Genomic DNA, 21,191 nt, shown 5'->3' on the forward strand with positions numbered 1-21,191 from the left:
TCTGCAGCAGGTTTTGCGCGTCTTGGCGTGCGGTTTTGCCGTTGCCCAGCGCGATTTCCAGCAGCTTGGGAATATAGGCTTTGGGGATGGCGGGAAACTTGGCAAGCAGGGCGATGGCTTTGTCCGCCTGCAGTTTGCACAATTCGTTTTCGCTGCGCGAAGGAATCATGCCGAGTGCTTCGTCGATAAAGTCGCTGTGTTCCATAAAGAAGGGAATGACCAGTTCGGGACGGGAAACGAATTCGGGCAGGCTATTGGCGTAATACAAATCTTCCAAATAGGCTTCGGCGATGTCGCGTTCGGCTTTTTCCCGAATTACGCCGATATCGACTGCCGCCTGCGCCAGCTGGCGCAAATCGAGATGCTCGAAATGACGTGCTTGCAGGCAGTTTGAAAACAGATCGTTGAAATCGATGCGGTCGCGGCTGCTTTCCAGACGCAGGGCGTGGTGCAGGCCGTATTCGGGCAGGTTTTGCACGGTTTTTTTGTAGGTCAGGATTTCGCGCAGGAAAGTGTAGCCGCCGCCTTTGGTGGTGTTGTAGGTATGGGTGTTTATCCAACGCAAGAGTTCGGCAGGCACTTTATCGTTGTAGTGCTTGCGCCATTGCCTATATTCGTTCTGCGCCCAATAGGATTTGTAATCGGCGGTTTTGTTTTCTTCAATTTCGCGCTCGGCGGCCTGGCGTTTTTTCTCTGTCAGCTCGCGGGCGTTTTGTTCCAGCACGGGCAGGATGCTGTCGGGGATGTCGGTCTGCACCAGCGGTTCGAACGGCCAGGGCGCGTATTCGGTATCGTCGGCTTCGGCCATGCTGTCCAAACGGTTTAAGGCAGCCTGAATGCTCTCGCGCACCGGTTTGCTTTTTTCCGTGTCCAAAGCGGCGGCCAGCGTGCTGCGGCTGCCTTCGCCGCCGCGCGCCAGCAAATCGGCCGCCACGCTGCGCTGCTTGGGCGTGCCGTTTGCCAGTAGGGCGGCCAGATGCTCGCGGGCTTCTTCGGCTTTCAGGCTGCCTGCGGTTTCTTCGGCCGCTTTGCGCACCTGCTTGCTGCCGCTGGCGCACAGGGCAACAACCAGCTTGGGCTGGCTATTCAAAATTTCAGCGTTGTCTTTGCCAAATTTTTCGATAAAGACCCATTGCCCGCCCTCACTCATGGCGATAACCATCTCATAAAGTTCAACGGGGTGCGCTTGGAGAAATTCAAAAATGCCTTCCGGCTTGCGGAACAAGTCGTTGCCATTGCCCCAGTCGTACTTACTTACTCCTTCGCGTTCAAACAGGGTTTGAATCAGCACTTTTTCAGGCTGCTCCACGCCTTCTGAGCGCAGCAAATCAAGCAGCTGATCTGCTGTCCAGCGGTGTTTTTTGTCTTCGGGTAAATTAGCACCTCGCTCGGGCAAAACATAACAATCAATCATCAAATAAAGAAACCACACGGGAGCCAGTGGCGCAGTGTGGATGAAACCATCTCCTTTGGTGGCAGCGTGCAGCAATTTGCCAAAACGGACAATTTGTTCGTTGGTCAAACGCCCGAACAGGTCGGCATATAGATGGGAGCGGGCAATGTGTGCTTGTCTGGCTTGTTTATTGTCGTCGTAATAGAAGTATTTAAGAAAACGGGCAGGTCTGCCCAGCAGATATGATCCTTCACCATCTGGTTTGCCATTTAGCTCCATCAGCAGCGTAGCTTCGTTGCCACTCATGACATATTCAACAGCGCGATCGGGATAGTTTGAGTCGAATTTTTCCAGTGGCGCAAATGCTTGATGCAGATAGTCCAACGTAGATGCGGCATTGCTGCCTTCTTTGAAAAATGAAACGAGTTTGTCGAGTAAGCTCATTAGGTTCTCCTTACGATTAGGGTTTCAGGCTGCCTTGTGCTCGCAAAAAGCAACGAAATTTGACAAAAAACGCAATATAACTGAAAAATAGTTAAAATTCATCTGTTTGTATTATCATTTAAACCATTTTTGATTTCTATCTATTTTGCTATGCCTACTCCCACTCCCGAACAGCTCGAACAAGCCCGCCGCTGGCGGCTGATGCTCGGGCGCTACGCCGACCACAGCCCGCTTGCCGATGCCCCCTTTTCCGCCGACGAAATGCGGCTGGAACAAAGCCTGGATTTTCTCTACCGCCACGAGTACGAACGGCGCGGCATCCGCCAGCAGAAAAACCGCCACGGCGCGGGCGGCGGCCTGGATCCGTCGCAGCTCACCGCCATCAACTGGCTCGACCGCAGCCGCAAACTGTTTCCCAAATCCACCTTCGAGCGCATGCAGAAACAGGCGCTCGAACGCTACGGCCTGACAGAACTGCTCAAAACCCCCGAACACATCCGCCAACTCGAAGCCAACCCCGCCACCGCCCGCGCCCTGCTCACGCTCAAAGGCCGTCTGAACCCCGAAATGCGCGACGCGGTGAAAACCCTGATCCGCCAAGTGGTTGCCGACATGCTGCAAAAAATCCGCCCGCGCTTCACCCAAGCCGTGCAGGGGCGGCGCAATCGCTTTGCCCGTTCACCCGTCAAACAGGCGCAAAACTTCGACTGGCGGCGCACCATCGCCCGCAATCTCAAACACTACGACCCCGAAACCCGCCGCCTGCTGCTGCGCGAGCCGCTGTTCAACGCCCGCGTGCAGCAGCACCTGCCGTGGGAAATCGCCCTGTGCGTCGACCAAAGCGCGTCGATGGGCGACTCGGTGATGTACGCCGCCGTCTGCGCCTCCATCCTCGCCGCCTTGCCCAACGTGCGCACCACGCTGGTGGTGTTCGACACCCAAACCGCCGACCTCAGCCACATGGCGCACGATCCCGTGGAAGTGCTGCTCACCGTGCAACTGGGCGGCGGCACCCTGATCGCCCCCGCCCTGCGCTACTGCGCGGGCAAACTGCACAACAAACGCCGCAGCATCCTCGTGCTCATCAGCGATTTTGAAGAAGGCGGCAGCACGCGCGAACTGCTGCAAACCGTGTCGCAACTGCACGAAGAAGGCGTCAGACTCCTCGGCCTGGCCGCCCTCGACCACGCCGCCAACCCCTGCTACGACACGCACATGGCGCAAGAGCTGCAAAACCGCGGCATGGAAATCGGCGCCATGACGCCCGAGCATCTGGCCGATTGGTTTGGCGAAGTGATGGGGTGAAAACGCAGCAAAAGGCCGTCTGAAACCCGGTTTTCCGGTTTTCAGACGGCCTTTTGTGTCCTGATGTTTTTATTCTGCGGCTTCTTCCAGCGGCAGCCGCACCCGCAGCCCTTGGGCGGCCAGCAGTATCCAGCGGGCTTTGAGCAGGAAGGCGGCGAAAGCGTCGGGGTCGGGGCGGGCAGATTCGGTGTGGGCGGCGGCGAGCGTTTGCGCGGCGGTGTCGAGACCAAAGGCATTGAGACGGTGCAGGATTTCCTGCCAGCGTGCCATATCGGTGTCGTCGAAGCGGCTGCGGCCGGTGTCGGCGTAAAAGCCGATTAAGTTGTGCAGTTGGTCAAACAGGGTGTCGAGCGGCTCAGCGGCGGTGCGTTGTCGGCGGCCGCTTTCTTTTTGCGCCTGCATTTTTTCGATGCGGCCTTTGACGAGTTCGCCGAGCGTTTTTTTTGGCGGGCGCGGCGGACTGTCGTAATCGAGATGGAAGATGGCCAAGCGCGCGTGCTGTTCGATAAGCAGGCTGCACGGGGTCAGGCTGATGCGGCCGCTGCCGTCGTCTTCGGCGCGTACCAGCGCGGCGCTTACGGCGTTTTGGCGTATCCAGTAGTCGGTGTAGTCGCTGTGGCGGCGGCAGGCGTCGGTGGCGGGGATGGTGAGCAGCAGGCTGCGGCAGCCAGCATCGGAGACGCGGATGTCAAACTGCTGCGCCAGCTCGTTGAGTTCGGGCGGCTGCCAGCTTGCAGGGGCGATAAACAGGTAGCGCGGCGGCCGGTGGTGCAGCAGCGATTGCGGCTGAAAACGCGCTTCGATTTCGCGCCAGTCGCGCACGGCGGCGACCAGATAGTCGGCAAGCGGCACTTCGGACACGGGCGCAAGGGCGAACAGGCGGGTGTCGGGCGCGGGGCTGATGCGGCCGTCGGCGTCGGTTTTGGCGTTTTCCAGGCGCAGGCGGTGGCTGCCGAGAAAGTCGAGACTGCTGCCCCAGATGCCGTTTTGTGCGGCGGTGTCGCGGTTGAAGGTGGCATCGAGCGTGTTGGCGCGGGCGGCGGTGCTCTCGCGCAGGCAGCCTGAAACGCTGTCCCAAAAGCAGACGGTCAGCCCGTGTGCGCCGCCGTGCTGCCGCCACCATTGCGCACCCAGCGGCAGGAGATCGGGCAGCTCGGCGGCGGTGTAGTCGCGGCGCTGGCCGCGCAATCGGGCATGCTCGCTGCCCGTGCTGTTTTCCAGCGCGTGCAGATAGCCGTAAAACTGCGCCAGCTCGGCCAGCGCGGCGCGGCTGTCGGTGTGCACGTCGTTGTCGTGCAGTTTTTTCAACACGCCGTGCAGGCGGCGCACGGCGGCGGCCAGGCGCGGCAGGTTTTGTGCGCGCGCCTGCATGTTGAACAGATGCAGGGCGGTAATCTGCTCGGGCGCGGTGTGCGCCAGACCGCGCCGGATAAAGGCCTGCGTATCGTGCCGCAGCTCGGCGACAAGCTGCATCTCGTCGGCGGACAAGGCTTTCAGGCTGCCTTCGGTATCTGCGGGTAGCGCGTCATCCGGCCATGTCCACGCGTCGGGGCGGTGGCGGGCAAACAGCAGCGCCAAACAGGTGGCGTGGCAGGCGGTTTGCTGCTTGGCGGGCAGGTCGGACAACATGCCGCCGAAGCCGCCGCCGGCAAGATAGGCCACCGGCGCGGCGGCCAGCGGGGTGTGAAACAGGATGCTGCCGCGCTGCGCTTCGATACGCACGGTTTCAGGCTGCGCCTGCCATTCGTCAAACAGGGCATAGGCCAGCCGCCTGCCTGCTTTGCCGCAGGCTTTCAGAATGGCGGCGGGATCGAGTGCGAGTGCGTCGTTGAGCGCATCGGCGGGCGTTTTTTCCGACAGGCTTTTAGACGGCCTTTCAGGCTGCTTGGCATCAGCATCCGGCGCGGCGACCTTGTCGTTTTCAGGCTGCTTTTCAGACGGCATCCCGCCTGCCGCGCCGTGTTCGCGCAGCCACAAAACGCAGCTCAGAATATGTTTGCAGCACTCGTGCGCGGGGCAGGTGCAGGTGGCCGCCTGAATGCCTGCATCGGGCAGGACCACGGTACAGCCTTCGCTCTCAAACGCCTGCGCGTTTGGCGGGCTGTCGGCAAGCGGCCTGACGGCATCGGCACTTTTTTTCGCGCGGCGCAGTAGACCGGCATTGGCGTGGGTTTCGAGAATTTCGTCGGTGTAGCTGAGATAAACGGACATGGCGGTTTCAGACGGCCTCGGGCAGGCTTGCGTTGGCGAAGCCGCCCTCTGCCGATTCGGCGGCGGATTTTTCTAAGAAGATCGGGAAGTCTTGGCGGTTGCGGATGGGTTCGTTCGTGGTGCTCGGATGTGCGTGAGGCCGTCTGAAAGAGGTTTCAGACGGCCTTTTGCCGTGGCGGATTATTTGCAGGCTGCGGCGGCTTTTTTCACCGCCTCGTCGAGTTTCTTGCTGTCGATGCCGCCGAGGATGGCTTCGCGTTTGCCGCATTTGACGGCTTCGACGGTGGTGAAGGGCAGGGCGCCGACGGTGTTGCCGTGCGCTTTCATAAAGCTGCGGCTGTCGTTGCCGGTGTAGTGCCACACGGGGTAGGACACGGGCGTTTGTTTCAAAAAGGCGGCGATGTTTTCTTTGCGGTCTACGGCGATGCCGACGAGATCGACGCTGCCTTTTTTCTGTTTTTTAAACCAGGCCGACATTTCGGGCATTTCTTTGACGCAGGGTTTGCAGTACGAGCCCCAGAAGTTGACGATGCGCACGGGCGCTTTCAAATCGGCAAAATCGCGCGCTTTGCCGTCGGGAAAGGCGGCCAGATCGGCGGCTGCGGCGGGCAGGGCGGCGAGGATGAGGACGGCGGCGGACAGAAAAGACGGTTTCATGACTGACTCCTATATATATCGCGGATGCGGACGGGAAAACGGCGGCGATTATAACCCCTTTGCCGCGCGGCAGATTTTGCGCGGCGGCAAATCTTTGCCACAAACGTCGGGGCGGGTTTACAATGCTTAACCTAAATTACCCAAATCCGCAGGCAACAGGAGGCCGCATGAAATCCGTTACGCTCTACCACAATCCGCGCTGTTCCAAATCCCGCGCCGCCGCCGAGTGGCTGGCGGAAAACGGCTTTGCCGCCGACACGGTGCACTATCTCGATACGCCGCTGTCGGTCGGCGAACTGCGCGATCTGGCCGCTAAGCTCGGTCTTGCCGACGTGCGCGGCATGATGCGCGTGAAAGACGATTTGTACCGCGAGCTGAACCTCGATAAGGCGGACAACGAGGCGCTGCTGGCCGCCATGGCCGCGCATCCGGCGCTGTTGGAGCGGCCGATTGCCGTGTACGGCGGCAAGGCCGCCATTGGCAGGCCGCTGGAGAATATTGTCGATCTGGTGCGGGAAGAGGCCGTCTGAAACACGGCGGTACGCTTTCAGACGGCCTGAACGATACGGAACGGGACGGTGTGGCGATGAACGGCAAAGCCCGGCGGCTTTTCAGACGGCCGCGTATTTTGTGGGGTTATTTGTGGCGCGGCATGATTGCCAGCGTGCTGGCGGTGCTGCTGGTGCTGGTTTTCTGCGGCGTGCAGGTTTACCGCACCGCCCGCGCCGCGCTGCCGCCGGGCTATCACGGCGATGCGGCGGTGGTGCTGGGCGCGGCGGCTTGGGATTCGCGTCCTTCGCCCGTGTTCCGCGAGCGCATCAACCACGCCATCGTGCTCTACCAGAGCGGCCGCGTGCGCAAAATCGCCTTTACCGGCGGCGCGGTGAAAAAAGGCTTTATGAGCGAGGCTGCCGTCGGGCGGCGTTATGCCGTCAAACAGGGCGTACCCGCGCGCGACATCATCATGGAAACCAAGTCGCGCACCACCTACGAAAACCTCGCCAACATCCGCCCGCTGCTGCACGAAGAAGGGCTGCACAAAATCGTGATCGTCAGCGACCCGCTGCATCTGGCGCGCACCGCCGCCGTCGCCCGTGATTTGGGTTTGGAGGCCGAAGTGTCGCCCACGCCCACCACGCGCTACACCGACCGCGAAAGCCAATTCCGCTTCTGGTTGCGCGAAACCGTCCTGCTGGCGGGCTACTATACCTGGCGGGCGGGCAGCGGCGTCATGTCCTTCTTCGGCTTCGGCTGACGCGGCCGCCTCCTTGCCGCGCCGCCTCGGATTTGCTACCATCCGCGGCGCATTAAGAGTTGGGACTTCCATGCCAACCTGCTTTTTTACGGTTTTGACAGGTAAGAGTAAGGTGGACGGTTTTTCAAAAACCGATGTGGCTTGCGCCGTTGCGGCGGCAGGCAATCGAAATCCCGCTTGAATGCGGGTATTTTTTTGCCCCGCTGAAATGCTGTTTGCCCGCTGTCTGTTTTTCAGACGGCCTTACAGAACCCCGCAGGCCGTCTGAACGCCTGCCGAACCAGAAAGAAACACCATGAGCGAATACCTCTTCACCTCCGAATCCGTGTCCGAAGGCCATCCCGACAAAGTGGCCGACCAAATCTCCGATGCCATTCTCGATGCCGTATTGGCGCAAGACCCCGCCGCCCGCGTGGCCGCCGAAACCTTAGTCAACACCGGCCTGTGCGTACTCGCCGGCGAAATCACCACCCATGCCCACGTCGATTACATCAAAGTCGCCCGCGACACCATTGCCCGCATCGGCTACAACGACCCCGCGCTGTGTTTTGACAGCAAAGGTTGCGCCGTCGGCGTCTATTACGACCAACAATCGCCCGACATCGCCCAAGGCGTGAACGAAGGCGAAGGCTTGGATTTGGCACAGGGCGCGGGCGACCAAGGCTTGATGTTCGGCTACGCCTGCGACGAAACGCCCACGCTGATGCCCTTTGCCATTTATTACAGCCACCGCCTGATGCAGCGCCAGAGCGAATTGCGCCGCGACGGCCGCCTGCCGTGGCTGCGCCCCGATGCCAAAGCGCAGATTACCGCCGTGTACGACAGCGAAACCGGTAAGGTCAAACGCATCGACACCGTCGTCCTCTCCACCCAGCACGACCCCGAAATCAGCCACGAAGAGCTGGAAAAACAGGTTATCGAGCAGATTATCAAGCCCGTATTGCCGTCTGAAATGCTCACGGCGGAAACCAAATACCTGATCAACCCCACCGGCAAATTCGTTATCGGCGGCCCGCACGGCGACTGCGGCTTAACCGGACGCAAAATCATCGTCGATACCTACGGCGGCGCAGCTCCGCACGGCGGCGGCGCATTCTCCGGCAAAGACCCGAGCAAAGTCGACCGCTCCGCCGCCTACGCCTGCCGCTACGTTGCCAAAAACATCGTCGCCGCCGGCCTCGCCACCCAGTGTCAAATCCAAATCTCCTACGCCATCGGCATCGCCGAGCCGACTTCGATAGCCATCGATACCTTCGGCACAGGCAAAATCAGCGAAGACAAACTGATTGCGCTGGTGCGCGAACATTTCGACCTGCGCCCCAAAGGCATCGTCAAAATGCTCGACCTCCTGCGCCCGATTTACAGCAAAACCGCCGCCTACGGCCACTTCGGCCGCGAAGAGCCGGAATTTACCTGGGAGCGCACCGACAAAGCCGCCGCGCTCAAAGCGGCCGCAGGGCTGTAAAGCGTAACAAAGGCCGTCTGAAAAGCATTTTTTGCGTTTTCAGACGGCCTTTTCAGATTGTTTCAAAAGGAAAATCCATGAAATCCCCCGTCCTTATCCCCGTACTCTCCCTCCTTCCTGCCGCCGCCTTCGCGCTGGGTTATCATCCTGGTCCCGACTACCGCGTCGCCCCGCCCGCCGCTTCGCAGGGCTTTTATGAAAGCTACCAAGACTGGGATGCCGCCTGCGACAACACCGGCACCTGCCGCATCGCCGGTTATCAGGGCGACGGGGAGATCGAACATCCCGTATCCGTATTGTTCACGCGCCAAGCGGGCAGCAATGCGCCTGTGGTCGGGCAAATCGCCGTCGCCCCCGATTTCACCGACAACGCCTCCGATTTGAAGCTGGCAGACAAAAGCGAATTGCGGCTCAACGGCAAAACGCTCGGCACGCTGCGCTTTAACCAAGACGGCTACGGCAAACTCAGCAGCGCGCAAACCCAAGCCCTGCTTGCTGCCCTGCGACGCGACGCGAAAATCGAAGTCGTGTCGGGCGCACAAAAATGGATGCTGTCGGACAAAGGTGCGGCGGCGATGTTGAAGGTTGACGAGTTCCAAGGCCGTCTGAACACGCCTTCCGCGCTGATAGGCAAAGGGCAGAGCAACCGCGCCGTGTTGCCGCCACAAGCTGCGCCGAAAATCCGCGCAACAGCCGTGCCGCAAAAAGGCGAATACACGCTGAAAAAAGGCACGGCCAAACACAAAGCGGTAATGGCCTTGCTGCAAAAGAGCAATAACGGCAGGGAAGACGGCGACCCGTTCGACCGCTGCCCCGGCCTGCACGAAGCCGAATGGCAGGGCGACATTACGGTTTACCCGCTGAACGCCAAACAGGTGCTGGTTGACACCTCGTGCATATCGGGCGCGTATCAGGGCACGAGTTTTAACGCCGTGATGGACAAAAAACTGACCCGCGTCGAACAGGTTCTGCCGCGCCAATACGGCGGCTTCGGCGGCTTCGACCCGAAAACCGCCACGCTGTCGGGCAGTTTCAAAGGACGTGGCTTGGGCGACTGTTGGAGCGGGCAAAGCGCGGTGTGGAACGGCCACACGTTCGTGCGCAGCAGCGAAGACACCACCGGCCAGTGCAAAGGCTTTTTGGGCGGCGCATGGACGCTGCCCCTGTTTGTCGGCAAAACCCGATAGCGATAGGCAGAAGGCCGTCTGAAAACCGAAAACGGGTTTTCAGACGGCCTCACACTTGCAAATCCGCCCGCAGCCGCCATAATGGCGGCCTTTGCAAGGAGAACGCCATGCCCACCGTTACCCTCTACTCCGGCCCGCACTGCCCCTACTGCAATATGGCCAAAGCCCTGCTCAAACAGCTCGGTGTCGAAAACATCGTCGAAATCGGCGCGCACACCGACCCCGAAGCCTTTGAAACCATGCGCCAAAGCACAGGCACGCGCACCGTGCCGCAGATTTTCATCGGCGAAAAACACGTCGGCGGTTTCAGCGAACTGCGTGCCCTGCACAACGCCGGCCGCCTGGCCGAAATGCTGTCGGAGCAATAGATTTTCCAACCCCCGCCGTTTTCAGACGGCCTAACCCAAAAGCGAGAGCAAACATGAGCGAACAAGAAAACCAGCAGGCACAACCTGTTTTCAACATTGAAAAAATCTACGTCAAAGACCTGTCTTTGGAAGTGCCGCACGCGCCGCAGATTTTCCTCGAACAGAGCGAACCCAACGTCGAAATGCGCATTGCCACCAACAGCGAAAAACTGGAAGACAACTACTACGACGTGTCCGTCACCGTCACCGTCACCGCCCGCCTTGGCGACGAGCGTGTGATGTTCCTCAACGAAGTGACGCAAAACGGTATTTTCCGTTTGGAAAACATCCCCGAAGAAGACATGCAGCCCCTGCTGTCCATCGCCTGCCCGAACATCCTGTTCCCCTACGCACGCGAAGCCGTGTCTTCCGCCATCACCCGCGCCGGCTTCCCGCCCGTGCTGCTCGCCCCGATCAACTTCGAGGCGCTCTATCAGCAGCAGCAGGAACAGGGCAACGCCTGATTCCCGATACGCGGTAAAAAGGCCGTCTGAAAGCTCTTTGGGGTTTTCAGACGGCCTTTTTGTGCCGACGGGGTGGTGGTCATGCACTTCATTTCAGACGGCCTTTGTCCGACATATCGAAAGAAGCAGCGGTTATTTAGCGGCGGCGGCAAAGTTTGTTATAGTCCGCCGCTCTTGAAACCCGCACAGCGTTAAAATTATTTTATGGATACGCATCAGACACACGTCAATCCGTGGCCGGTGATTTCGGCGGCGGCCTTTATCCTCTTGGTTACCATCGGTATGAGGATGTCGCTGGGGCTGTTTGTCCAACCTGTCGTCAACACCACGGCGCTGGGCATCGAACAGTTCAGCCTGGTGATTGCCGTGTTCCAGCTGATGTGGGGCGTGGCGCAGCCGGTGACGGGCGCACTGGCCGACCGTTTCGGCGCGCGCAGGGTGCTGGCGGGCGGCGCGCTGCTGCTGTCGGCGGCCTGTTTTCTCGTGCCTCAGCTGCCGACGCTGTGGGGCATGATGCTGACGGTAGGCGTGCTGCTGGCTTTCGGTACAGGCGCGGGCGGCTTTTCCATCATCATGGGGCAGGTGGCGGCGAAGCTGCCGCCGCAGATGCGCGGGCTGGCTTCGGGCGCGGTGAACGCGGGCGGCTCGGCGGGGCAGTTTCTGTTTGCGCCGCTGGTGCAGGGGCTTTTGGTGCTGCCCTATGCGGGCTGGCAGGGCGTGTTTTATGTGTGGGGCGGCATCGCGCTGCTGATTGTGCCCGTGGCGTGGTGGCTGACGCGCGGCGGCGTTCAGACGGCCTCAGCTGCCTCGGCGCAGGCGCACGAAGCAGGCGGCCTCAAAGGCGCGGTGGCCGCCGCTTTCCGCAACCGCAGCTATCTGCTTTTGCACGCGGGATTTTTCACCTGCGGCTTTCACATTGCTTTTTTGGTGACGCACCTGCCGACGGAAATCGCGCTGTGCGGCCTGCCGCCGTCGGTGGCCTCGGCCTCGCTGGCGGTGATCGGTTTGGCGAACATTGCCGGCTGCCTGTTTTCCGGCTGGTGCGTCGGCCGCTTCCGCTCCAAATATGTGCTCGCCGCCCTGTACGGCTCGCGCGTGCTGCTGGTGGCGGCCTACCTCGCCGCGCCGCGCACCGACATGAATTTCTACCTGTTTGCCGCCGGGCTGGGCTTTACCTGGCTGGCGACCGTCGCCCCCACCGCTGCGCTGACGGGCAAGCTGTTCGGCACGCGCTATCTGGCAACGCTGTTCGGCCTCACCATGCTCAGCCACCAAATCGGCGGTTTTCTCGGTTCGTATCTGGGCGGGCGCGTGGTGTCGGCCTTCAACGACTACGGCTGGATGTGGTATGCCGATATGGCGTTGGCGGGCGCGGCGGCGCTGCTGAACCTGCCGATACGCGAGCCGGAAGCGGAGCGGTAAAACCGCAGGCAAAAGGCCGTCTGAAAACCCTTTTTCGGGCTTTCAGACGGCCTTTTGCCACGCGTTCCGCTGCTTTTGCCGCCGCCTCTTTTCCCGTAGAATGCGGCCTTTCCATTTTTCAGACGGCCTGCGGTTGCGCAGGCCGTCTGAAATACGCAGAGCAAGCAACAATATGATTAAAAAAATTTTTTCCTGGTTTGAAAACCGCATCGAAACCTATCCCGACGTGGCGCCGATGACGCCGAAAAAAGGGCTGTTTCCCTTTATCTGGTCGGCCACCGACGGCGTACGTAAATGGATTGCCGTACTCGCGCTGATGACGGCGGGCATCGGCATTATGGAAGCCTTGCTGTTTCAGTTTATGGGCAAAGTGGTCGACTGGCTGGGCAGATACACGCCTGAAACGCTGTTTGCCGAAAAAGGCTGGGCTTTGTTCGGTATGGCGGCGATGATGGTGTTCGGCGTGTTTTGGACGTTTTTCACCTCCAACGTGCGCCTGCAAACCTTGCAGGGCGTGTTTCCCATGCGTTTGCGCTGGAATTTCCACCGCCTGATGCTGGGGCAGAGCCTCGGTTTTTACCAGGACGAATTTGCCGGGCGCGTGTCGGCCAAAGTCATGCAGACCGCGCTGGCGCTGCGCGATGTGGTGATGACCGTGGCTGATATGGTGGTGTATGTGCTGGTGTATTTCATCACTTCGGGCATCATTTTGGTATCGCTCGACGGCTGGCTGCTGCTGCCTTTTGTCGGCTGGCTGGCCGGCTTTGTGCTGGTGATGAAGCTGCTGATTCCCAAGTTGGGCAAAACCGCCGCCGCGCAGGCCGATGCGCGCAGCCTGATGACCGGCCGCATCACCGACGCCTATTCCAACATCACGACGGTAAAACTGTTCTCCCACGGCGCGCGCGAGGCGGCTTATGCCAGGCAGTCGATGGAAGAATTTATGGTGACGGTGCACGCGCAGATGCGTTTGGCCACGCTGCTGCACACGTCCAGCTTTATCGTCAATTCCTCGCTGACACTCTCCACCACCGCGCTGGGCATCTGGCTGTGGCACCAGGGGCAGGTCGGCGCGGGCGCGGTGGCTACCGCCACGGCCATGGCTTTGCGCGTCAACGGCCTGTCGCAATACATCATGTGGGAATCGGCGCGCCTGTTTGAAAACATGGGCACGGTTTCAGACGGCATGGCCACGCTCTCCAAGCCGCAGACGATTTTGGACAAACCGGCCGCGCTGCCGCTGAAAGTGAGCGCGGGCGAAATCAAGTTCGACCACGTCGATTTCTCCTACGAAGCGGGCAAACCGCTGCTCAACGGCTTCAACCTCACCATCAAACCCGGCGAAAAAGTCGGCCTTATCGGCCGCAGCGGCGCGGGCAAATCCACGATTGTAAACCTGCTCTTGCGTTTTTACGAGCCGCAAAGCGGCACGATTTCCATCGACGGCCAAAACGTCAACGACGTAACCCAAGAAAGCCTGCGCGCCCAAATCGGCCTGGTGACGCAAGACACCAGCCTCTTGCACCGCTCCGTGCGCGACAACATCGTTTACGGCCGCCCCGATGCCACCGACGAAGAAATGGTGGCCGCCGCCGAGCTGGCCGAAGCCGCCGGCTTTATCCCCAACCTTTCCGACGCGAAAGGGCGGCGCGGCTACGATGCCCATGTGGGCGAGCGGGGTGTGAAACTCTCCGGCGGCCAGCGCCAGCGCATCGCCATCGCCCGCGTCATGCTCAAAGACGCGCCGATTCTGCTTTTGGATGAAGCCACCAGTGCGCTCGATTCGGAAGTGGAAGCCGCGATTCAGGAGAGCCTCGACAAAATGATGGACGGCAAAACCGTGATCGCCATCGCCCACCGCCTCTCCACCATCGCCGCGATGGACAGGCTCATCGTGCTCGACAAAGGCCGCATCGTCGAAGAAGGCCGCCACGAAGAGCTGCTGGCGCAAAACGGGCTGTATGCCAAACTCTGGTCGCGCCAGAGCGGCGGTTTCCTCAACAGCGAACAGCACGGGTAAACAGGCACAGAGGCCGTCTGAAAAACCGAAAACGGGTTTTCAGACGGCCTTTGAACAGATTCCCACACCAAGCAAAGGAGTAAACGGATATGGAACAAACAGCCGAACGCCAAGCCTGGCTGAAACTCTCCCTGATGCCCCATATCGGCGCGGAAACCTTTTTGCAGCTGGTCGGCCACTTCGGCAGCGCCGCCGCCGCGTGGCAGGCCGCCTCGGACGCCGTGCGGCCGCTGCTTGCCCGCAAACAGGCGCGGGAGGCTTGGGCAAACCGGCGCGGCGAGGCCGAACGCGCCGCCGAAGCCGCCCTGCGTTGGGAAGAAGGCGAAGGCTGCCGCCTGCTGATGCTGTGCGACGGTGATTTTCCCGTCATGCTCGGCGAGGGCATGACGCCACCGCCTTTGCTGTTTGCACGCGGCGACACCGCGCTGCTGCACCGCCCGTCCGTCGCCGTGGTCGGCAGCCGCCACGCCACGCCGCAGGCAGAGCGCATCGCCCGCGACTTCGGCCGCGCCCTGTCGCAGCAGGGCATCGCCGTCGTCTCCGGCATGGCGGCGGGCATCGACACCGCCGCCCATCTGGGTGCACTTGAAGGCGCGGGCGGCACGGCGGCGGTGTGGGGCACGGGCATAGACCGCATCTATCCGCCGTCCAACAAAAACCTTGCCTACCAAATCGCCGAACGCGGCCTGATTGTCAGCGAGTTCCCGCTGGGCACGCGGCCGCTGGCGGGCAACTTCCCGCGCCGCAACCGCATCATCGCCGCGCTGGCGCAGGCCGTTTTGGTGGTGGAAGCCGCTGTGGAATCGGGCTCGCTCATCACCGCGCGGCTGGCGGCGGAAATGGGACGCGAAGTGATGGCCGTGCCCGGCTCGATCGATAACCCGCACAGCAAAGGCTGCCACAGGCTGATTAAAGAGGGCGCGAAACTCACCGAATCGCTGGAAGACATTCTGAGCGAATGCCCGCAACTGTTGCCAAACGGCGCGGCTTCGTCATATTCTATAAATAGACAAACGCGGCAGAGCGCGCCGCACCCAGTTCAGACGGCCTCTGCCCCAAAGCGGCAGAGGCCGTCTGAAACACAGGAAAAGGCGCAAACGGCAGACGGCGGCGCGTCAGACAGCCTGCTTGATAAAATGGGCTACGACCCCATACACCCCGACACTTTGGCCGAGCGGCTCGGCCTACCCGCCGCCGACATTTACGCCGCGCTGCTGGAAATGGAACTGGAAGGCCGCGTGGCGGCGGCATCGGGCGGGCGCTACCAGAGAATCCGCTAGAAAGCGCAGGCGCGGCGAGGCCGCATCACAATAAGAGGAAACAGCACTATGGCGGAACTCATCGCCTTTCTGATCGAACATTTCCAAGACTTCGACGCCTGCCCCTCGGGCGGCGATTTGGGCAGCCTGCTGGAAGAAGTGGGTTTCGGTGAAGACGACATCCACAAAACGCTGATGCTGATCGACGTGTTGAACGAAGAATCGCAATGGCAGGCGGCGGAGCAGGGCAGCGGCGCGCTGCGCGTCTACTGGCCGGAAGAATGCGACCGCCTGCCGCCCGAAGTGCGCGGCCTGCTGCACCAGCTCGAACAGGCGGGCGCGCTGACTACCGGCCAGCGCGAGTTTGTCGTCAACGCCCTGATGTTCATGCCGACGGAAGAAGTGACGGCAGACACAGCCAAAGTCGTGTGCCTTTTGGTGTTGTGGGCGCAGAAGGCCGAGCTGCCCGTGCTCATCGGCGACGAGCTGATGGCCGCCCTGCACGGCAAAGCGATCATGCACTAAGCTGTATTGATAAAGCAAAGGCCGTCTGAAAACAGGCGGCAGACGCAGGAAAACCTTTTCAGACGGCCTCATCCCCCCTTAATGAGGCCGTCTGAAACACCCGAAAACCATTCAGACACAGAGAAGAACGATGGCAAAAAACCTTTTAATCGTCGAATCCCCCTCCAAAGCCAAAACCCTAAAAAAATACCTCGGCGGCGATTTTGAAATCCTGGCCTCCTACGGCCATGTGCGCGATCTCGTGCCGAAAAACGGCGCGGTCGATCCCGACAACGGTTTCGCCATGAAATACCAGCTGGTTGCCCGCAACGCCAAACACGTCGATGCCATCGTGGCCGGAGCCAAAGAAGCCGAAAACATCTATCTGGCCACCGACCCGGATAGGGAAGGCGAAGCGATTTCATGGCACTTGCAGGAAATCCTCAAATCCAAACGCGGTCTGAAAAACATCCACCCCAAGCGCGTGGTGTTTCACGAAATCACCAAAAACGCCGTACTCGAAGCCATCGCCAATCCGCGCGAGCTGGAAATCAATCTGGTTGACGCGCAACAGGCGCGCCGCGCGCTCGACTATCTCGTCGGCTTCAACCTCTCGCCGCTGCTGTGGAAAAAAATCCGCCGCGGCCTCTCCGCCGGCCGCGTGCAAAGCCCCGCCCTGCGCCTGATTTGCGAGCGCGAAAACGAAATCCGCGCCTTTGAAGCGCAGGAATATTGGACGGTACACCTCGACAGCCACAAAAGCCGCAGCAAATTCACCGCCAAGCTGGTGCAATACAAAGGCGACAAGCTCGAACAGTTCGCCCTGCCTAACCAGACAGCGCAAGAGGCCGTCTTAAACGCACTCGCAGGCAAAGAAGCCGTTGTCTCCGCCGTAGAAAAGAAAAAACGCAGCCGCAACCCAGCCGCGCCGTTTACTACATCGACCATGCAGCAGGACGCCGTACGCAAACTCGGCATGACCACCGACCGCACCATGCGCACCGCCCAGCAGCTTTACGAGGGCATTGACGTAGGGCAGGGCGCGATCGGTCTGATTACCTATATGCGTACCGACAGCGTGAACCTGGCCGACGAAGCGCTCACCGAAATCCGCCACTACATCGAAAACAAAATCGGCAAAGAATACCTGCCAAGCGCGGCCAAGCAGTACAAAACTAAATCGAAAAACGCGCAGGAAGCCCACGAAGCCATCCGCCCGACCTCCGTTTACCGCACACCCGAAAGCGTGAAGCCGTTTCTGACTGCCGACCAGTTCAAGCTCTACCAAATGATTTGGCAGCGTACCGTCGCCTGCCAGATGACCCCCGCCAAATTCGACCAAACCACGGTTGACATCGCCGTGGGCGAAGGCGTGTTCCGCGTAACCGGCCAAGTGCAGACCTTTGCCGGCTTTTTGAGCGTATATGAAGAAAGCAGCGAGGAAGAAGAAGACGAAGAGGGCAAAAAACTGCCCGAAATGGCCGAGGGCGACAAGCTGCCGGTTGACAAACTCTACGGCGAACAGCATTTCACCACCCCGCCGCCGCGCTACAACGAAGCCACGCTGGTCAAAGCCCTCGAAGAATACGGCATCGGCCGCCCCTCGACCTACGCCAGCATTATTTCCACGCTCAAAGACCGCGAATACGTTACCCTCGAACAAAAACGCTTCATGCCCACCGACACCGGCGACATCGTCAACAAATTCCTGACCGACCACTTCGCCCAATACGTCGATTACCACTTCACCGCCAAACTCGAAGACCAGCTCGACGAAATCGCCAACGGCAAACGCGAGTGGGTGCCCGTGATGGACAAATTCTGGAAGCCCTTCCACAAACAAGTGGCCGAAAAAGAAGGCATCGAACGCGCCAAATTCACCACCGAAGAGCTGGACGAAACCTGCCCCAAATGCGGCGAACACAAGCTGCAAATCAAGTTCGGCAAAATGGGACGCTTCGTCGCCTGTGCCGGCTATCCCGAGTGCAGCTACACCCGCAATGTCAACGAAACCGCCGAGGAAGCCGCCGAGCGCATCGCCAAAGCCGAAGCCGAACAGGCCGAACTCGACGGGCGCGAGTGCCCCAAATGCGGCGGACGGCTGGTGTACAAATACAGCCGCACCGGCAGTAAATTCATCGGCTGCGCCAACTACCCTAAGTGCAAACACATCGAACCGCTGGAAAAACCCAAAGACACCGGCGTCCAATGCCCGCAATGTAAAAAAGGCCACCTGGTCGAGCGCAAATCCCGCTACGGCAAACTGTTTTACAGCTGCAGCACCTACCCCGACTGCAACTACGCCACCTGGAATCCGCCGCTTGCCGAAGAATGCCCCAACTGCCATTGGCCGGTATTGACCGTCAAAACCACCAAACGCTGGGGCGTGGAAAAAGTCTGCCCGCAAAAAGAATGCGGCTGGAAAGAACAAATCGAACCGCCCGCGCCCAAAGAGTAGGGTATTTGGTTTGATCAATAAAAGGCCGTCTGAAAACGGAAAAACGGGTTTCAGACGGCCTTTTATCGTCTGCAGCACGGATTGGCTATAATGCGCGGCACGATTGGAAGGCCGTCTGAAAGAGCGTCGGTCGTTTTCAGACGGCCTAGCCTGCTTTTGCCGCAGGATTGGCTATAATGCGCTGCAGACAAAACGACAGAGGCCGTCTGAAAGCCTGAAAAACGGAGACGGTTTCCGTTTCGCGCCATATTTTCAGACGGCCTTGTGGTTATAGAGAATGAGGCCGTCTGAACACCACAGGGAGAAAATCATGCGTACAACCAAACCCATCCTGCTTTTACCCGTCGTACTCGCCCTGCTGGCGGCCTGCGGCCAAAACGCTGAAAACAGCGCCCCCGCCGCCTATGCCCCGGCTGCCGCAGCGGCGGAATACGGCGAAGCCGCGGCCAATCAGGAAACGGCCGTCCGCGCCGACAGCATGGTATTGGCGCAGAAAGCGGAAGGGCGGCAGCTCGTTGTGGAAGCCGATATCGCGTTCAAAACTGAAAACACGCGGCAGACCGTGGCGGAGGTGGAAAAACTCACGCTGCAATACGGCGGTTTCATCGAAAAAAGCGGCATTTTTGCCTCGGTGTCCGACGAACAAACCTATCCGCAGCAGGACGGAGTGCTGCTGGTCATCCGCCGCTACGGGCAAACCGGCGACATGACCGTGCGCCTGCCGAAAGACAAAACGGCGGACTTTTTGCGCGATATGCAGAAACACATCGTGTTTTTGCAGGAACAGAATTTCAGCGCGGCCGATGTCGCTCTCGATTTGCGCCGCGCCGCTTTGGAAGCCGCACGGCAGCGCGAGTTGGCCGAACGTTTGCAGAACACCGCCGATTCGTCGGAAAAAAGTGACAAAAGCGGTACATCCGACGTGCAGGTCAGACAGTCCGACGCCCGCGCGCAGCAGGAATACGCCGAATTGCAGCGGGCGTATTGGCAGGACAAAGTGGATTTCGCCACCGTGCGCCTGCGTTTCGAACAGCCCGAAGCGGTGTTCCGCTACACCCGTCCCGACAGCGACGCCGAAGCGCGGCAGTATGCACCCGGCTTCTGGCAGTCGGTCGGCGTGATGTTGAAACAGGGCTGGGTGGGCTTTTTACGCGGTATTCTGTTCCTGTTCGCTTTATGGCCGCTTGCCCTTCTTGCCGTTATATCGCTGTTTTCCTGGCGCAAAATCAAACGGATGAAAAAGAAAACAAAATGAAAAATGCCAAACACAGCAACCAAGTCCGTATCATCGGCGGTACACACAGGGGACGGAAAATCACCTTCGCCGATTCGGACGGCCTGCGCCCCACGCCCGACAGCGTGCGCGAACGCCTGTTCAACTGGCTGGGTCAAGATCTGACGGGCAAAACCGTGCTGGATTTGTTTACAGGCAGCGGCGCGCTCGGTTTTGAAGCTGCCTCGCGCGGTGCGGCAAAAGTGGTGATGGTCGAATTTGAGCGACGGGTCGCGCAGAACCTCATGCGTCAGACAGAAATTTTCGGCTGGGATGCCGCCGTATCCGTCGTCTGCCAAAATGCCGCCGCGTACCTGCAAACCGCGGCGCCGCAATTTGATGTTGTGTTTCTCGATCCGCCGTTTGCCTGGCAGGGCTGGGACGATTTGTTCGGATTGCTGTCAGGCCGTCTGAAACCCGGTGCCGAAGTCTATATCGAGGCGGGAAAAATACCCGATCTGCCGCCATGGCTCGATGTCCGACGCGAGGGTCGGGCAGGGCAGAGCAAATACCTGCTGGCCGGGTATCAAAGACGGTCTCCGATTTAATGATAATTATTTATAAATATATAAAAAACAATCATCTAGCGGAAAGCGTGCTATAATCCGCGCCCGCTAAATTTCAGACACACACATTTCAGAAGGATTCCGATATGTCACTCTTTATTACAGACGAGTGCATCAACTGCGACGTTTGCGAGCCCGAGTGCCCCAACGACGCTATCTCGCAGGGCGAGGAAATTTATGAAATCGATCCGAATCTCTGCACCCAGTGCGTCGGCCACTACGACGAACCGCAATGCCAGCAGGTCTGCCCTGTCGACTGTATTCTGATAGATGAAGAGCATCCCGAAACGCACGAAGAACTCTATGCCAAGTATATCCGCATCATTGAAGAGAAATAATCGGGAAAATAATTAAAACAAGTATAAATATATACTTAATTCAGGTTGGTAGGAATTTTTAAATATTTCGCTTGACGGAGAAGGGTGGTGTAAGTAACATTCCGCTTCTCTTTGGTGGGATTCCCGAGCGGTCAAAGGGGGCAGACTGTAAATCTGTTGCGAGAGCTTCGAAGGTTCGAATCCTTCTCCCACCACCAAATTCCAATTTGTTGGGGCTGGATTACAGGCAGTAAGTCTGCGGGTGTAGCTCAATGGTAGAGCAGAAGCCTTCCAAGCTTACGGTGAGGGTTCGATTCCCTTCACCCGCTCCAATATCTATTGGCCCATGTAGCTCAGGGGTAGAGCACTCCCTTGGTAAGGGAGAGGCCGGCAGTTCAAATCTGCCCATGGGCACCAAATAACTACCCTTAAAATTTACTTCTTTAATTTGTAAGCTTTAGATAGGAAATTTGCTATGGCAAAGGAAAAATTCGAACGCAGCAAACCGCACGTAAACGTTGGCACCATCGGTCACGTCGACCACGGTAAAACCACCCTGACCGCCGCACTGACCACCATTTTGG

The 21,191-nt window shown here is 59.5% G+C and carries 19 protein-coding genes and 3 tRNA genes; 19 read left to right on the forward strand and 3 right to left on the reverse strand.

Annotated features, from left to right (window positions below; translation table 11 throughout):
* Positions 1–1,837, reverse strand: a 1,837-nt coding sequence (locus ACLD9W_RS09475) for a HEAT repeat domain-containing protein (RefSeq protein ID WP_410841790.1), incomplete at its 3' end; no start/stop codon positions are given.
* Between the two features lie 150 nt (positions 1,838–1,987).
* Here ACLD9W_RS09475 and ACLD9W_RS09480 point away from each other — a divergent pair.
* Positions 1,988–3,142, forward strand: a complete 1,155-nt coding sequence (locus tag ACLD9W_RS09480) for a VWA domain-containing protein (protein ID WP_410841791.1) — start codon at positions 1,988–1,990, stop codon at positions 3,140–3,142.
* A gap of 69 nt (positions 3,143–3,211) precedes the next feature.
* Here the strand turns inward: ACLD9W_RS09480 and ACLD9W_RS09485 are convergent, their stop codons facing one another.
* Both ACLD9W_RS09485 and ACLD9W_RS09490 read right to left on the reverse strand, forming a co-directional pair.
* Positions 3,212–5,353, reverse strand: a complete 2,142-nt coding sequence (locus ACLD9W_RS09485) for a hypothetical protein (RefSeq protein WP_410841792.1) — start codon at positions 5,351–5,353, stop codon at positions 3,212–3,214.
* Positions 5,354–5,533: 180 nt separating this feature from the next.
* Positions 5,534–6,010, reverse strand: a complete 477-nt coding sequence (locus ACLD9W_RS09490; protein ID WP_410841793.1) for a TlpA disulfide reductase family protein — start codon at positions 6,008–6,010, stop codon at positions 5,534–5,536.
* 167 nt (positions 6,011–6,177) lie between these two features.
* Between ACLD9W_RS09490 and arsC the strand changes: the two genes are divergently transcribed.
* The 18 genes from arsC to ACLD9W_RS09580 all read left to right on the forward strand — a co-directional run.
* The gene (arsC, locus tag ACLD9W_RS09495; protein WP_410841794.1) at positions 6,178–6,540 is read left to right on the forward strand and encodes an arsenate reductase (glutaredoxin); all 363 of its coding nucleotides are present in this window, start codon (positions 6,178–6,180) and stop codon (positions 6,538–6,540) included.
* 56 nt (positions 6,541–6,596) lie between these two features.
* Complete coding sequence (locus ACLD9W_RS09500) at positions 6,597–7,265, forward strand: YdcF family protein (protein WP_410841795.1); 669 nt, start codon at positions 6,597–6,599, stop codon at positions 7,263–7,265.
* Positions 7,266–7,560: 295 nt separating this feature from the next.
* On the forward strand, positions 7,561–8,730 hold the full coding sequence (metK, locus tag ACLD9W_RS09505) for a methionine adenosyltransferase (RefSeq protein ID WP_410841796.1): 1,170 nt from the start codon (positions 7,561–7,563) through the stop codon (positions 8,728–8,730).
* Positions 8,731–8,807: 77 nt separating this feature from the next.
* On the forward strand, positions 8,808–9,917 hold the full coding sequence (locus tag ACLD9W_RS09510; RefSeq protein ID WP_410841797.1) for a DUF1176 domain-containing protein: 1,110 nt from the start codon (positions 8,808–8,810) through the stop codon (positions 9,915–9,917).
* Between the two features lie 107 nt (positions 9,918–10,024).
* A complete protein-coding gene (grxC, locus tag ACLD9W_RS09515) occupies positions 10,025–10,285 on the forward strand; it encodes a glutaredoxin 3 (RefSeq protein ID WP_410841798.1) in 261 nt (86 codons plus the stop codon).
* A gap of 53 nt (positions 10,286–10,338) precedes the next feature.
* Positions 10,339–10,788, forward strand: a complete 450-nt coding sequence (gene secB, locus ACLD9W_RS09520; protein WP_410841799.1) for a protein-export chaperone SecB — start codon at positions 10,339–10,341, stop codon at positions 10,786–10,788.
* Between the two features lie 204 nt (positions 10,789–10,992).
* The gene (locus tag ACLD9W_RS09525) at positions 10,993–12,210 is read left to right on the forward strand and encodes an MFS transporter (RefSeq protein WP_410841800.1); all 1,218 of its coding nucleotides are present in this window, start codon (positions 10,993–10,995) and stop codon (positions 12,208–12,210) included.
* Positions 12,211–12,382: 172 nt separating this feature from the next.
* Positions 12,383–14,230, forward strand: a complete 1,848-nt coding sequence (locus tag ACLD9W_RS09530; protein ID WP_410841801.1) for an ABC transporter ATP-binding protein — start codon at positions 12,383–12,385, stop codon at positions 14,228–14,230.
* Between the two features lie 89 nt (positions 14,231–14,319).
* Complete coding sequence (dprA, locus tag ACLD9W_RS09535; protein ID WP_410841802.1) at positions 14,320–15,510, forward strand: DNA-processing protein DprA; 1,191 nt, start codon at positions 14,320–14,322, stop codon at positions 15,508–15,510.
* A gap of 48 nt (positions 15,511–15,558) precedes the next feature.
* A complete protein-coding gene (locus ACLD9W_RS09540) occupies positions 15,559–16,014 on the forward strand; it encodes a DUF494 family protein (protein ID WP_410841803.1) in 456 nt (151 codons plus the stop codon).
* Positions 16,015–16,144: 130 nt separating this feature from the next.
* The gene (gene topA / locus ACLD9W_RS09545; protein WP_410841804.1) at positions 16,145–18,451 is read left to right on the forward strand and encodes a type I DNA topoisomerase; all 2,307 of its coding nucleotides are present in this window, start codon (positions 16,145–16,147) and stop codon (positions 18,449–18,451) included.
* 310 nt (positions 18,452–18,761) lie between these two features.
* Positions 18,762–19,706: a DUF4349 domain-containing protein gene (locus tag ACLD9W_RS09550; protein WP_410841805.1), complete on the forward strand. Its 945-nt coding sequence runs from the start codon at positions 18,762–18,764 to the stop codon at positions 19,704–19,706.
* A complete protein-coding gene (gene rsmD / locus ACLD9W_RS09555; RefSeq protein WP_410841806.1) occupies positions 19,703–20,272 on the forward strand; it encodes a 16S rRNA (guanine(966)-N(2))-methyltransferase RsmD in 570 nt (189 codons plus the stop codon). The genes ACLD9W_RS09550 and rsmD overlap by 4 nt, the downstream gene beginning before the upstream one ends.
* Positions 20,273–20,376: 104 nt before the next feature.
* On the forward strand, positions 20,377–20,628 hold the full coding sequence (locus ACLD9W_RS09560) for a YfhL family 4Fe-4S dicluster ferredoxin (protein ID WP_410841807.1): 252 nt from the start codon (positions 20,377–20,379) through the stop codon (positions 20,626–20,628).
* Between the two features lie 113 nt (positions 20,629–20,741).
* Positions 20,742–20,825 (forward strand) — tRNA-Tyr (locus tag ACLD9W_RS09565).
* A 40-nt stretch (positions 20,826–20,865) separates the two neighbouring features.
* A tRNA-Gly gene (locus ACLD9W_RS09570) sits at positions 20,866–20,939 on the forward strand.
* 10 nt (positions 20,940–20,949) lie between these two features.
* Positions 20,950–21,024: transfer RNA gene (locus tag ACLD9W_RS09575), tRNA-Thr, on the forward strand.
* Between the two features lie 58 nt (positions 21,025–21,082).
* A partial coding sequence (locus tag ACLD9W_RS09580) for a GTP-binding protein (RefSeq protein ID WP_238524244.1) occupies positions 21,083–21,191 on the forward strand: 109 nt, incomplete at its 3' end.

Source organism: Neisseria sp. WLZKY-1 (genome assembly GCF_046546535.1).
In the GTDB taxonomy this organism is placed as follows: Bacteria; Pseudomonadota; Gammaproteobacteria; order Burkholderiales; family Neisseriaceae; genus Neisseria.